The sequence below is a fragment of the Arthrobacter sp. 4R501 genome, assembly GCF_002929755.1.
GTDB lineage: Bacteria > Actinomycetota > Actinomycetes > Actinomycetales > Micrococcaceae > Arthrobacter.
Map to the genome: position 1 here is coordinate 51,848 of NZ_PJIW01000002.1, position 13,625 is coordinate 65,472.

General features: G+C 67.0%; 14 protein-coding genes. 8 read left to right on the forward strand and 6 right to left on the reverse strand.

The window, feature by feature from the left end; genetic code table 11:
• Positions 1 to 56 precede the first annotated feature (56 nt).
• Together CXR02_RS01775 and CXR02_RS01780 are read left to right on the forward strand one after the other, a co-directional pair.
• On the forward strand, positions 57 to 572 hold the full coding sequence (locus tag CXR02_RS01775) for a histidine kinase (RefSeq protein WP_104060433.1): 516 nt from the start codon (positions 57 to 59) through the stop codon (positions 570 to 572).
• A complete protein-coding gene (locus CXR02_RS01780) occupies positions 572 to 1,435 on the forward strand; it encodes a DUF4097 family beta strand repeat-containing protein (RefSeq protein ID WP_104060637.1) in 864 nt (287 codons plus the stop codon). The genes CXR02_RS01775 and CXR02_RS01780 overlap by 1 nt, the downstream gene beginning before the upstream one ends.
• A gap of 110 nt (positions 1,436 to 1,545) precedes the next feature.
• On the opposite strand, the gene CXR02_RS01785 is transcribed toward CXR02_RS01780, so the two are convergent.
• The 3 genes from CXR02_RS01785 to CXR02_RS01795 are packed head-to-tail and all read right to left on the reverse strand — an operon-like array spanning position 1,546 to position 4,247.
• Positions 1,546 to 2,379, reverse strand: a complete 834-nt coding sequence (locus CXR02_RS01785) for a metal ABC transporter permease (RefSeq protein ID WP_104060638.1) — start codon at positions 2,377 to 2,379, stop codon at positions 1,546 to 1,548.
• 48 nt (positions 2,380 to 2,427) lie between these two features.
• Complete coding sequence (locus tag CXR02_RS01790; protein WP_258060664.1) at positions 2,428 to 3,249, reverse strand: metal ABC transporter ATP-binding protein; 822 nt, start codon at positions 3,247 to 3,249, stop codon at positions 2,428 to 2,430.
• Entirely contained in the window at positions 3,249 to 4,247 is a 999-nt protein-coding gene (locus CXR02_RS01795) for a metal ABC transporter substrate-binding protein (RefSeq protein WP_104060434.1), read from the reverse strand. Before CXR02_RS01795 ends, CXR02_RS01790 begins: the two co-directional genes overlap by 1 nt.
• Positions 4,248 to 4,406: 159 nt before the next feature.
• Here CXR02_RS01795 and CXR02_RS01800 point away from each other — a divergent pair, with 159 nt between their 5' ends.
• From CXR02_RS01800 to CXR02_RS01815, 4 genes are all read left to right on the forward strand, one after another.
• Entirely contained in the window at positions 4,407 to 5,168 is a 762-nt protein-coding gene (locus tag CXR02_RS01800) for a CPBP family intramembrane glutamic endopeptidase (RefSeq protein ID WP_104060435.1), read from the forward strand.
• Between the two features lie 62 nt (positions 5,169 to 5,230).
• Entirely contained in the window at positions 5,231 to 6,196 is a 966-nt protein-coding gene (locus tag CXR02_RS01805; protein WP_104060436.1) for a 1,4-dihydroxy-2-naphthoyl-CoA synthase, read from the forward strand.
• 70 nt (positions 6,197 to 6,266) lie between these two features.
• Entirely contained in the window at positions 6,267 to 7,511 is a 1,245-nt protein-coding gene (locus CXR02_RS01810; protein WP_104060437.1) for an AMP-binding protein, read from the forward strand.
• A gap of 79 nt (positions 7,512 to 7,590) precedes the next feature.
• A complete protein-coding gene (locus CXR02_RS01815) occupies positions 7,591 to 8,472 on the forward strand; it encodes a 1,4-dihydroxy-2-naphthoate polyprenyltransferase (RefSeq protein WP_104060438.1) in 882 nt (293 codons plus the stop codon).
• A gap of 32 nt (positions 8,473 to 8,504) precedes the next feature.
• Here the strand turns inward: CXR02_RS01815 and CXR02_RS01820 are convergent, their stop codons facing one another.
• Positions 8,505 to 8,846: a DUF4229 domain-containing protein gene (locus tag CXR02_RS01820; RefSeq protein WP_104060439.1), complete on the reverse strand. Its 342-nt coding sequence runs from the start codon at positions 8,844 to 8,846 to the stop codon at positions 8,505 to 8,507.
• Positions 8,847 to 8,906: 60 nt separating this feature from the next.
• Here CXR02_RS01820 and CXR02_RS01825 point away from each other — a divergent pair, with 60 nt between their 5' ends.
• Entirely contained in the window at positions 8,907 to 9,368 is a 462-nt protein-coding gene (locus CXR02_RS01825) for a PLD nuclease N-terminal domain-containing protein (protein WP_104060440.1), read from the forward strand.
• 7 nt (positions 9,369 to 9,375) lie between these two features.
• Entirely contained in the window at positions 9,376 to 10,002 is a 627-nt protein-coding gene (locus tag CXR02_RS01830) for a DUF6264 family protein (protein ID WP_258060665.1), read from the forward strand.
• A 9-nt stretch (positions 10,003 to 10,011) separates the two neighbouring features.
• Here CXR02_RS01830 and CXR02_RS01835 read toward each other — a convergent pair whose 3' ends face one another.
• Positions 10,012 to 11,505: a dynamin family protein gene (locus CXR02_RS01835; RefSeq protein WP_104060441.1), complete on the reverse strand. Its 1,494-nt coding sequence runs from the start codon at positions 11,503 to 11,505 to the stop codon at positions 10,012 to 10,014.
• Positions 11,502 to 13,478 (reverse strand): dynamin family protein, encoded by a 1,977-nt coding sequence (locus CXR02_RS01840; RefSeq protein ID WP_104060442.1) that lies wholly within the window; start codon positions 13,476 to 13,478, stop codon positions 11,502 to 11,504. Before CXR02_RS01840 ends, CXR02_RS01835 begins: the two co-directional genes overlap by 4 nt.
• Positions 13,479 to 13,625 lie beyond the last annotated feature (147 nt).

Sequence of the window (13,625 nt, forward strand, 5' to 3'; positions counted from 1 at the left end):
ACCATAATCTGCCAGAAGATATTGACGTGACACCATTGTGGCGTCAGGATGGTGTCATGCAACTCAACCAGTACGTATCAGCCGTCCAGCACCAGCTGGGCGTCGCCGCCGAAGCGGGTGGCCCTGAAGCCCGGGAACTCAGCGACCGCCTCACGGCCGCGCTGGAGTCCACCGTCCGGCTCGTCCTCCTCGAAGCCCTCTCCGACGCCGCCAGCGAGATCACCCTCGAGCTGGCCCCGGCGTCTGTGGAGGTACGGCTTCGGGGCCGCGATCCGGAGTTTGTGGTCACCAGCCCGCCCGCCGCCAGCGACTTCGAAGCGGTGACGGAACGGTCCACCCAGCCGGCCCGGCAGGCCCCGGAAGAGTTCGACGGCGCCAGCACCTCGCGCACGACGCTCCGCCTTCCCGATCACCTCAAGCAGCAGGTTGAAGAGGCCGCGGGCTTTGAAGGCCTGTCCGTGAACTCCTGGCTGATCCGGGCCGTCGCGGACGCCCTCAACGGGAGCCAAACCACGCACCGCACCATTCGCCGCGAACCCGGCGAGCAGAACTTCACAGGATGGGCACGCTGATGACAACCTTCGAGACCCCCCAGCCAATCGCCGTCGTGGTGGACGTGTCCGTCCGTGCCGACATTCTTGTTGTCGCCGGCAACCGCACCGACACCGTAGTCAACGTCCGGCCCCGCGAGGCAACCCGGGCCCTGGACATCAAGGCGGCGGAACAGACCACCGTGGACTACACGGATGGACGCCTGCAGGTACGGCTGCATCCCCAGCGCCGCCACACCTGGTTCAGCGACGGCGGCGCCGTGGACATCGCGGTTGAAGTGCCCATCGGCTGCAGCCTGGAGTTGAAGTCCGGAATGGGCGACCTCCGCTGCGAGGGCGAATTCGGCTCCGCCGAACTGAAGACGGACATGGGCCACGTCCACCTCGACCACTGCACGGAACTCCGGGTTCACACGGGCATGGGCGACGTGACCGTGGAACGCGTCGCGGGGCGGGCCGAGATCAAGACCGGCTCGGGCAAGATCCGGATCCGGGAAATCGACGGTACCGCCAGCGTCAAGAACGGCAACGGCAGCACGTACATCGTGGATGCCGCCGGTGAACTCAAGGTCAGTGCCGCCAACGGCGATGTCTCCCTGGAACGCGCCGGCGACACCACCACCATCAAGGCCTCCAACGGCGACATCACCGTAGGCGAGGTGGCCCGCGGAACCCTCACCCTCCAGACCGCCGCAGGCTCGTTGGCCATCGGCGTCCGCGAAGGCAGCGCCGCATGGCTGGACCTCAGCACCAAGTACGGTCGCGTCCGCAACGGACTCGACGCCACCACCGGGCCAAACGAGACGGACGCCAAAGTGGAGATCCGCGCCCGCAGCGCCTACGGCGACATCACCGTGCGGCGCTCCCCTGTTCCCACGCGGTAAAACCCCACCAGGTCAGACCTCTGCAAAGGAACAACGCGGGGTCACTTAACGCCCATGTTTCCCCTCGAATTGGGCAGTAAGTGACCCCGCGTTGCTGTGGACTCCCGGGCCTAGGCAACCAGAAGTGCGGCGGCCTTCCTGCGGCGGGCCTTCGCCAGCCGGGTGCCGATCAGTCCCTGCCGGGGGCTGAACAGGTAGACGGCGGCGAACACCACACCCTGCGTGAGCACCACCATGGCGCCCGAAGCCGTGTCCAGGTAGTAGCTGAAGTAGATGCCGGCGATGGAGCACACCGCTGAAATCACCGGTGCGATAACCAGCATCCGGTTGAAGCGGTCCGTGAGCAGGTAGGCGGTGGCACCGGGGATGATGAGCATGGCCACCACCAGCACCACACCCACAGTCTGCAGCGCCACCACCGACGTCAGCGCCAGTAGCCCCATAAGCAGCGCCCCCAACCGTTTCGGGGAGAGCCCGATCGCGTGGGCGTGCGTGGGATCGAACGCGTAGAGGGTCAGGTCGCGGCGCTTCAGGATCAGGATGACGAAGGCGACGACGCCGAGCACCAGCACCTGGATGAGGTCAGGGATGCTGACGCCCAGGAGGTTGCCGAAAATGATGTGGTTCAGGTCAGTCTGGCTGGGCGTGACGGAGATCAGCACCAGGCCCAAGGCAAACAGCGAGGTGAACACAATGCCGATGGCGGCGTCCTCCTTCACGCGGCTGGTGTTGCGGACGACGCCGATCAGGGTCACCGCGATCAGCGCGAACACCAGGGCACCGAGCGCAAACGGGGCGCCCACAATGTAGGCCAGCACAACGCCGGGCAGCACGGCGTGGGAGACGGCGTCGCCCATCAGAGACCAGCCGATCAGCACAAGCCAACAGCTGAGGACAGCACAGACGACGGCGGCGAGCGCGGTGGTGACGATGGCGCGGACCATAAAGTCGTAGCTGAGCGGTTCGAGCAGAATGTCGAAGATTTCCACGGGTCAGCCCCTGCTCTTGGTGGTGGCGGAGGCGCCGGCGGCTGCGGGGTGGACGACGGCGGCCGTGGCGGCAGGGTGGGGAGGTTCCGGAAGGTCGCGGTTCAGCACATCCAGGCCGAACGCCATGGCGAGGTTCTCCGGCTGGAGCACCAGTTCCGGGGCGCCGTGCATCAGGACCCGGCGCATAAGGAGCACGGCTTCGTCGCACAGGTTGGGCAACGCGTGCAGGTCGTGGGTGGAGATCAGGATGGTGCAGCCGTCTGAGGCGAGCTCGCGCAGCAGCCTGGTGATGGTGGCCTCGGAGCGCTTGTCCACGCCGGCGAACGGTTCGTCCAGGAGCATCATGGTGGCACCCTGGGCAATGCCGCGGGCCACAAAGGCGCGCTTCTTCTGCCCGCCGGACAGCTGCCCGATCTGCCGGTCCGCGTACTCGCCCAGTTCCACGCGGTCCAGCGCCAGATCGACGGCGGCACGGTCGGCCTTGGAGGGCCGCCGGGTGAAGCCCTGGTGCCCGTAGCGTCCCATCATCACCACATCGCGGACGGACAGCGGGAACTGCCAGTCCACATCCTCGCTCTGCGGCACGTAGCCGATCCCGCCCTCCTTGCGCGCCCTGGTAGGTGACTGTCCGCCGATCAGCACGCGGCCGGCGTCGGGCTTGATCATTCCCATGATCACCTTGAACAGGGTGGATTTCCCGGACCCGTTCATGCCGATCAGGCCGCAGATCCGGGCGGCGTCCACGGTGAGCGAGGCGGAATCGAGCGCCAGGACCTCGCCGTAGTGGACGGTGACGTTTTCAACGAGGATGGCCGGGTAGCTCATTACTTCGCCCCTGCTGCGGAGCCGGTGGAGGTGCCGGCCAGGGCTTTGGTGATGACATCGGCATCGTGCCTGATCAGATCCAGGTAAGTGGGGACGGGCCCGTCGGCTTCGGACAGCGAATCCACATAAAGTGTGCCGCCGAACTTCGCGCCGGTGGCGCCCACCACCTGCTGCATGGGCGCATCGGACACCGTGGATTCACAGAACACGGCAGGAACCTGGTTGGACTTGACGTACTCGATGGCGCGGGTGATCTGTTGCGGCGTGGCCTGCTGTTCGGCGTTGACGGCCCAGATGTAGACCTCTTTGAGCCCGGCATCACGGGCCAGGTAGGAGAAGGCGCCTTCGCAGGTCACCAAGGCGCGCTGGTTCTCCGGGAGGCCTGCGAGGCTTGCCTTCATCTCGTCCTGCACACCCTGCAGTTCGGCCTTGTACGCGTCACCGTTGGCTTCGAATACCGCGGCGTTCTCCGGGTCAAGCTTGCTGAACGCCGTCACCATGTTGTCCACATAGATCTGCACGTTCACGGGCGACATCCACGCATGCGGGTTCGGTTTGCCCTGGTAGGAGTCCTCGCTGATGGACATGACCTCCACACCGTCACTGACCACGGCGTGCGGCACGTCCAGGCCCTCTACGAACTGCCCGAACCAGGCCTCGAGGTTCAGGCCGTTGTCCAGGATCAGGTCCGCCTTGGCTGCCTTGCGGATGTCGCCGGGGGTGGGTTCGTAGCCGTGGATCTCGGCGCCCGCCTTGGTGATGGACTCCACCGTGAGCTTGTCCCCCGCAACGTTCCGGGCGACGTCGGCGAGCACCGTGAAGGTGGTCAGGACAACGGGCTTGTCACTGTCACTGCTGCCCGACGCGTCACCCCCGCACGCGGTAACGGAGAGGGAAAGGAGGACGACAGCGGCGGCGCCGGCAGCGCGGAACGCCGCCGTTCCCCGGGCGAGGGTTCGGGCGGCGACTTTGGCGCGCCGAAACAAAAATTTAGGCATACCGAACATTCTACGCGACGGCGATCCGGCCCCGCAAGGTGACGCCCACCCGAACGCAGCCCACGCCCGTTGCTCTATCACTTTTGGTCGCTCTGGCCCCGGGTTGGGGACCAAAAGTGATAGAGCAACGGGCGGGAAGGGGGGAGCTAGGCTGAAGACATGGCCACCACACACCGGAATCCACCCGCGCCGCAGCCCGAGCTGTACGGGTTTTCCGCCCTTGATTTCACCGCCGTCGGCCTCTACGTGGCCGCGGCCGGGCTCTTCGCCGTGGCAGGGGAACTGCTGGTCCCGTTCATAAGCCAGTTTGCCCCCAGCCCGGCCGCGGCGTCGTACGCCGTGAACCTCATCTTCTATGGCTCGATCGGGATCCTGGCGCTGGCCGCCGCCCGCCGGGTGGTGGCCCGGGACCTGCGCGTGCTGGCCACCCGTCCGTGGTTCACGCTGCTGATGGTGCCCGCGGCGGTGGTGGCCATGATGATCCTCACGGCCGTGGTGGTGTCGGCCGCTGGCGGAGTCGAGACGTCGGCAAACCAAGCCGGACTGCAGGCGCTGATGCAACAGGTCCCTGCCTGGCTGATGGTGCCGGTCCTGGTGGTGGTGGGCCCGTTTGTGGAGGAGTACATCTTCCGGCACCTGCTGATCGGCAAGCTCAGCCGCCGGCTCAACATCTGGCTGTGCTGTGCCCTCTCTGTGGTCCTCTTTGCCGGCATCCATATCGCAGGCCAGGAAGCCATCACGCTCAGTGCTTTGCTCCCCTATCTGGCCATGGGCGCCACGCTGGTATTTGTCTACGTGTGGACCGGGAAGAACCTGATGTTCTCCTACTTTGTGCACGCGGCGAAGAACCTGCTGGCGGTCATCTTCATCTACGCCATCCCGCCCGAGCTATTCGAGCAGTTGCAGCAGGTCCAGCCCTGACAGCTGCCGTTCCCGAGGGCAACGAGTTCTGCATCAGCTGCGCCGATTACTAGACTTGTCCGGTGAGCAACCAACTTCCCGCCAAGGTGTCCGATGTCTTTGACCCCACCCGCTGGCGCACCGTGTCCGGTTTTGACGACTTCCAGGACATGACGTACCACCGGCAGGTTGAGCGTGTTTCGACGGGCTCAACAACCGGAACGGAAACCAGGGACCTGCCCACCGTCCGCATCGCCTTCAACCGCCCGGAAGTCCGCAACGCCTTCCGCCCCGGCACCGTGGACGAGCTCTACCGCGCCATGGACCACGCCCGCATGACCCCGGACGTCGCCACCGTCCTGCTCACCGGCAACGGCCCCTCCCCCAAGGACGGCGGCCACAGCTTCTGCTCCGGCGGGGACCAGCGCATCCGCGGCCGCGACGGCTACCGCTATGCCGACGGCGAGACCACGGAAACCATCGACCCCGCCCGCGCCGGACGGCTCCACATCCTCGAGGTCCAGCGGCTCATGCGGACCATGCCCAAGGTGGTCATCGCCGTCGTGAACGGCTGGGCTGCCGGCGGCGGACACTCCCTGCACGTGGTCTCGGACCTCACCATCGCCTCCCGCCAGCACGGCAAGTTCAAGCAGACGGACGCCACCGTGGGAAGTTTCGACGCCGGGTACGGCTCGGCGCTGCTGGCCCGCCAGATCGGCCAGAAGTCCGCCCGCGAGATCTTCTTCCTGGCCCGCGAGTACTCCGCGGACGACATGGTCCGCATGGGCGCCGTGAACGAGGCCGTGGACCACGAACGCCTCGAAGAGGTGGCCCTGGAATACGCCGCGGACATCGCCCGGCAGTCACCGCAGGCCATCCGGATGCTGAAATTCGCCTTCAACCTTGCCGACGACGGCCTGGCCGGCCAGCAGGTCTTCGCCGGCGAAGCCACCCGCCTGGCCTATATGACGGACGAGGCGGTGGAAGGAAAGGAAGCCTTCCTGGAGAAACGAGACCCGGACTGGTCCCGCTTCCCGCACTACTTCTAGGCACCTTCTAGGCACAAACTTCCAAGCCGGCCGGCCCAGGCCCCGGCTGACTTCAAAGGCAGGACGGCACATGAATCTCGGAACCCAGACCATCGGTCCCACGGACATCGACCCGGTGCTCAAAGCCCTGGCCGCCGCCCTCCACGGTGAGGGACCCGCCGTCGAACTTTCCGCGGGCCCCAGCGGCAAACTGGTGGTGGGACACACCGAGACGCCCGGCTGCGATGACGCCGTGGCGGTGGTCCGCACGTCCGGCTCGACGGGCGCGCCGAAGGCCACCATCCTGACCGTCGAGGCGCTGGCGGCATCGTCCATGGCCACCGCCCTGGCGCTCAAGGGCGAGGGCCAGTGGCTCCTGGCCCTTCCAGTGCAGTACGTGGCAGGCGTGCAGGTCCTGGTGCGGTCACTGTTCGCCGGCACCCGCCCGTGGGTGATGGACATGTCCGGCGGTTTCACCCCCGAGGCGTTCACGGCCGGCGCCCTGGAGCTGACCGACAAGTTCCGCTTCACCTCCCTGGTCCCCACCCAGCTCCAACGCCTCCTGGATGCGCCGTCACCGGAGACCCTGGCGGTCCTGCGGCGGTTCAACGCCATCCTGCTGGGCGGCTCACCGGCGTCGGCTGAACTGCTGGACGCGGCCCGCCAGGCCGGCGTCAGGGTGGTCGCCACGTACGGGTCCGCCGAAACCTGCGGCGGCTGTGTGTACGACGGCGTGCCGCTGGAAGGTGTCCAGGTCCGGGTGGCCGAGGACGGCCGCATCCTGCTGGGCGGCGACACCGTGGCCGCCGGGTACGTGGATGCGCCCGAAGCGACGGACACGTTTTTCGAGGAGGACGGCGTCCGCTGGTACCGCACCAATGACCTCGGCACGCTGGACGCGGACGGCCGGCTCACCGTGCTGGGCCGCGCCGACGACGTCATCATCACCGGCGGCGTCAAAGTCTCGGCCGCGCATGTGCAGGAAGAGCTGGAAAAGTCCGACGGCGTCGTGGCGGCTTTTGTGGCCGGCGTCCCGTCAACGGAATGGGGCCAGGCCGTGGCCGCGTTTGTTGCGCTTGCCGCCGCTGCCTCCGGCGCCGCCGCGGACTCTGGCGCCACCGCGGACTCAGGTGCGGACTCAGGTGCGGACTCAGGTGCCGCGGGCACGCCCACCGGGGATCACGCCGTCGTGCTTAAGGAGGAATGGCACCGGCGGCTGGGCCTCCTGGCGCCGAAAACCGTGCTGGCTGCCCGGGAACTGCTGATGCTTCCCAACGGCAAGCCGGACCGCCTGGCGATGATTGAACGGCTCAACGCGCTGCATCAGGGAAAGTAGAGTAGACCTGCACCGGCGGCCCGTTCGCGGGCGCCACCACCGTTTCACCGTTCTCCCGACCCAACACGAGGTACTGACCGTGGCCACAGCCGCACAATGGATCCAAGGCGCCCGCCTCCGCACGTTGCCGGCCGCCATCGCCCCGGTACTGATCGGCACCGCCGCAGCCTACGAGCTGGATTCGTTCCGCCCCGTTAATGCCGTGCTGGCCGCCCTGGTGGCGGTGCTGCTGCAGATCGGCGTCAACTACGCCAACGATTATTCCGACGGCGTCCGCGGCACCGACGAGGACCGCGTGGGACCGCTGCGGCTGGTGGGTTCCGGCGCCGCCCAGCCGGAACACGTCAAATATGCAGCGTTCGGGGCCTTTGCCGTGGCCATGTTGTTCGGCCTGGCGCTGGTGTTGATCACCCAGAGCTGGTGGCTGATCCTAGTGGGAGTCGGCTGCGTCATGGCCGCCTGGGGCTACACCGGCGGCAAGAACCCCTACGGCTACATGGGCCTGGGCGACGTTTTTGTGTTCGTCTTCTTCGGCCTGGTGGCAACACTCGGCACCACCTACACCCAGGCCGGCCAGGTCAACCTGCCGGCCGTTATCGGCGCGATCGGCACCGGCCTCATTGCGTGCGCCCTGCTGATGGCCAACAACGTCCGCGACATCCCCACCGACATCCAGGCCGGCAAAAAGACGCTGGCCGTGCGCCTGGGCGACAAGCACGCCCGCGAAAGCTACGTGCTGATGCTGGCCGTGGCCATCCTGCTGGTGGTCATCCTGGCTCCCGGGCGGCCGTGGATGCTGATCGTGCTGCTGCTCATCCCGGCCTGCCTGATGCCCGCCTGGCTGATGATCAACGGCCGCAAGCGCAAAAGCCTCATTCCCGTGCTGCAGCAGACCGGCCTGATCAACCTCGGCTACAGCCTGCTGTTCTCACTGGGACTGGTGCTCAGCCACGGATTCTAGGCCGAATCGGGGCGGGGTCAAGGACTCGGGCTCTAGGACTCGGGGGCCTTCGGGGCCGGCGTTCCGGTTTCGGGGGCCTTCGGGCCGCTGTTCCGGATGGTGACATCCGGGTTGGCGTCCAGGAGTCTGTCCTCGGCTTCGGCGTCGGCCACTTCGCTTTCACTGCGCAGCGGCTTGGCCTTGCCGGAGAGCCGGCCGTGAATGGCGGCAGCGGCGGCGTCGCGCTGTTTCTGGAAGAAAAGGTAGCTGACCGCAAACGCGATCAGCGCTGCGCAGATGACTGACAGCACCGCCCCCAGCTCCAGGAACATAAAAAGCACAAAGAGCGGCGCAAACAGCGCCAGCCGGATCAGGGAGTATTTCAGAAAAGCCACGGTTCAAGTTTAGCCGCCCTGCCTGAACGCCCCCGGCCTGCGGACGATAGACTTAATGCCATGCTCTTCCGTGTGGTTCTCGCTGTCGCAGTTCTCGTCATCTTTGTGTATGGCCTGGTGGACGTGATCCGCACTGACGGCCGCCTCACTCGCGGGATCTCCAAGCCGGCCTGGATCGTGGTGATGATTGTCCTTCCGGTGCTCGGCGCCATCTTGTGGCTGCTGATCGGCCGTCCGCGTGACTCAGCCCCGGTCCGCCAACCACGCAGCCATCCCACCGCCCCGGATGATGATCCCGATTTCCTCCGCAACTTGGAAACGCGCCGCCGCAACCAGGCCGAGGCTGCCCGCCTCAAGAAGCTCAAGGATGACCTTGAGGCGAACGCCAAGGCCGACGGGGGTCCCGCTGGCACGGGACAGGACAACGCCGGTACGCGGGGCAAGGATGGGATCGGCCACGACGAAGCCGGCGGTGCCAGTACGGGAGACGCGGACACCCACGATACCGGCGACGTAAAGTAGGTAAAACGTGGCCCAGCACCCCGACGGAGAATCCCAACAGCCGGTTGCACCCGCCGGGGCTGCCACGCCCCCTCTGCCGCCGCCGCGGCCCGGGCTATCCTACGCCGCGCCGGCGCCCATCGTTGTCATTCCGCCGACACCGCGGAGCGTCCGCCTGGTGCGGACCTTCTGGCTGTTCAGCTTCGTGGCAGGCCTGGCCGTGCTTGTCGGTTCATTCCTGACCCGCGACTCACACCTGGAGCGGCTCCGCACTGTGGTGGACCAGATGTCCCCCGGCGGCGGGCCTGACGCTGTGACCACGTCCGCGGCCATTGTTTTCTGGGGCAGCCTGGGCGCCCTGCTGCTGGTGATGCTGTTTGAAGCGGCGGCGCTGGCTATTTTCTCAGCGCGCCGCGGCTGGTCCCGCTGGCTCCTGATCCCGCTGCTGGCCGGGCAGGTGGTGGTCATGGTGGTGGCCGCAGCTTTCCTCGTACCCGACGGCGACGCCGGCAGTTACGTTGTGATGCTCTGGGGAGCCCAGCTACTCCTTGCGTTCTTCGGCCTGGTGGCGGTTTTTGTGCCGTCGGCGGGCAGGTGGCTCAAGGCAGCGCGGATCCAGTCGGCGCAGGTCAGGCCGGCGCGGACGCGGCAATAAGGGCTGACCTCAGGCGGACTGCGGGTGGAGCTGCAGGGCCGAGCATTCAGCCACGACGCCCTCACAGCTGCGCATCACCACGCGGCAGGCCTCAACGGCTGAGCGCTCCGTCAGCGGGTTTTCCGATACCGTCCGCCACCGGTTTAGGAAGCGGCGGGCTTCGGCCAGGACTACGTCAGGTCCGGCATCCGGAGCCAGCCCCATCCTCAGGGCGGGCGCCGCACCCCAGCCGCCGACCAGCATTTCAGCCTCCGCCGCCAATTCATCGCTGAGGGATACCCCCGTGGTACGGATCGTGGCGAGCAGGCGGAGCTCACGGAACTCATGGGCGTTGGCCTGAAGGCGTTCCAAGGCTGCGGCCAGGCGGCCAGCCCCCTCCCTGGGCGCGGTGCGCAGCAAGCTTTCCACTCCCACCAAGGCAGTACGGGCTTTGAGGGCATCCCCGCGGGCCTGGAACTGCCGGGCCACAAGGTGCAGCAACGGGTCCAACCCGCTGCGCCGGGCCAGTTCATGCGCCAGTGGCGTGGGTTCCGTGAAGCCACTCCGAATCAGCACCACGCCCAGGCGTATCCCGAACAGCCCGAACCGCTCAAGGAGGGAGGCCCGGGCTTCGGCGCCCAGGCTTTGCGGGACACTGGCCCTGATGAACCTGTCCGCCGAGAGCAGCATCCGCTCCCGGGCCGACCGCTCCATGCCGGCCAGGACCTGCATGGACTCGAAATCCGACTGGCGCATGCTGCGTGCGCTTTGCGCCAGCAGCCCGGCCACCGGGACCACCCCCAACGCCAGCTTCCGCAGGCTGTGGTCCCGGCGGTACCGGTCAGCGATGTCACCCGCGGAGAGCAGCGAATCAATGCGGCCCGCACCGATCTCGTCGGCCCGGGACAGCACGGCAAGGGCGTTCACGGTTCCCGACCTACCCGCCTCGGTATCCCTGAAGGATTCGAGGAACCGCAGGTCCGAGGCGTGCATGTGGCGCATGAGGTAAATGATGGCATCAGCCTCGGAGGGCGCGTCCACGGGGATGAGGAAATCGGTGGACCGGGCAGAGACGTCTTCGGACAACGAGGCAATTCCCGGGGTGTCTATCAGGGTGAGCTCGCGCAGGGCCGGCGAGGGCCACTCCACCACCAGCCGTTCCATGTCCTCGGCGCGGGCGTTGCCCAGGACAAACACCAGGCGGCCGTCCACGCGCTTCAGCGGCAGGATATGCGGTTCACCGGCAATAGGGTAGGCCGTGATCCGCGGCGTGTGCCCGTAGCGGTACCAGGTCACAATCTTTGTGCATTCCCCTGTGTCGGTCGGGGCGATCTCCTCCCCGATGATGGCGTTCAGCAGCGTGGATTTTCCCGCCTTGACCATGCCTGCCACAGCGAGCCTGAGGGGCTCGGACAGCCGCCGGGCATAAGTCTCCAATGCCGCAGCCGCAGCGGGGTCGTCCGCATACACAAGCAGGGCGTCCTGGATCAGGTCCGCCACTCCCGCGCTGATGGACTCCTTCATCTGCCCGCCGCACCCACCGGCGCCGTGCCCACCGACTGGCTGCCCGTCGTCGGACTTCCCGACGCCGGGTTTCCCGACGCCGGACTTCCCGACGCCGGGTTTCCCATCGCCGTGCCGCGCCCGGCCGAAGACTGCGCGGCCTGCGGCCCCGGGGATTGGGCCACTTCGGCGGCCACCAGGCCGGCGGCATGGTGCAGGGCGTCCACCTTCTTGAGCTCGGCCTTGATCTCGCGGATGCGGATGTCCTTTTCCAGCGTGTAGGTGGTGGCTGCCTTCTGGGCCGCCGCCACCGAATCCGCCAGGGAGCGATGGTTTTCGTCCGCGATTTCCGTGAAGTGGTCCCGGGTGGAGCGCTGCACCAGCCGGAGCCGGTCCTTGAGCTGCTTGCCCACCTGGAACGTGACATCGTCCAGCTGCCGGCGGACCAGCGTCTTGGCTTCGGCCTGCCGGCGCTTCAGCCGTGCTTCCTTGTCCTCGCGGTACGCCTTGCGGCCCAGCAGCAGGCCCGCGCCCACTGACAGGGGATTGATCAGTGCCATGCCAAAAATCCCGGTCAGGAGCCCGAACATCAGCACGCCGCCGTAGGATCCGCGCATGCCGATCAGGACCTTCTGCAGGGGGTTGATGTGCCCGTCGTCGAGCCTTGGCATGGTGTCCACCGGGTCCAACGCGTCGTCAGTGTCCGAGACCTGAAGCACCGGCAGGGCCACTTCGTCCTCTGAAAAATGCTCCGCCACCTGTGCGGCCAGCCACTGCGCGCGTTCGCTGGTCCACACAAACGTGTCCGAGATCGCGGCGGCGGCGCACTCCTCGAGCCACGCGGAAAACTGGGTCCAGGTGGGGCCGGGATCGCCCTGGTCAATAGCGGCCTCGGCTTCGCGCTGGATGCGCCGCAGGCGGTCCCGGAGGTCGTATTCCATATCCGCGATCAGGTCGCCGATGCCGTCGTTGAGCGTAATCTGCCACCGGGCGGAACGCTTGCGCAGCTCATCGGCCTGTGACTTCGCCTCCTCCAGCCCTGCAATCATCCGCGGCGTCCCTTCAGGATCCTCAAGCGCTCCCAGCTCGGACCGCAGGGACAGGCGCAGGTTCTCCGTCACGGAGAGCAGGTCCTGGCTGACGGAGCGCCGTTGCAGCCGTTCCGCCTTGCCCACAATTTCATTCCGGAGGTGGCCGATCAGCACGGGGAAGCCCGACTCGGCGTTGAGTTCGCTGTCCTGCAGGCGTGCAGCCTCCAGCCGGAGATCCGAGGAAACTGCGAACAGCGGGATGTCCGGCGCCACCTGCGCGAGCTGGGCACGGTCCATGGCCTCCACACGCCGCCAGTCCGGATACAGGTCCGTTTTGGACAGGATGCCCGCAACGCTCGGGGTGATCCGCATGGCCTGGCGCAGGAACCGCATTTCGGGCTCGGTGTATTCCTGCGAGGCATCTGAAACCAGCAGCATGGCGTCCGCTGTGGGCAAGGCTGTGAGGGTGGTCAATGTGTGCGAGGAGCCCAGTCCCCCTACACCCGGGGAATCGATGACCGTCAGACCGCCGGCCAGGACCTTGCGGGGCAGGAAAACTTCGGCCGCCACCAGCTTCTTGACGTTTCCGGGGTTGCCCCGCTCGGAAACGTAAGCCGCCAGGTCCGCTATGTTGATGGGCTGCCGCTCGATTGCGGCGTCGTCGCCGGGCTCTGTGCCGGCTTTGGGCAGCAGGATGGCGGCGGACGCGGGTTCCCCGTGGCGGACCACGGTGGGCACCGAGGTGGCGATGTCGTCGTCGACAGGGCACACCGGGGCGTTCACCAGGGCGTTGATAAGTTTGCTTTTTCCTTGCTTGAATTCCCCCACCACGATCACGCGGATACTCGGATCCTTCAGCCGTCGCAGGGTCTGGTCCAGGCGTTTCCGCAGGTCCGCGCGGTCCCCTGTCCCTACCAGCTCGATGCCCTGCTCCACCAGCAACGCCAGCTGGCCGGCGTTCATCGGCACCGGCGCATGTCCAGGGCCTCCCGGTCGTTGCGATTCAGCCATAATCTGTCCTTTGCAGCAGGGGTGCGGGTGGGGCCGGGGATAATCCGCGAAGAGCCCGGCAGGAGGTCGATGGCCTCCTGCCGGGCGCTCCCGGTACCC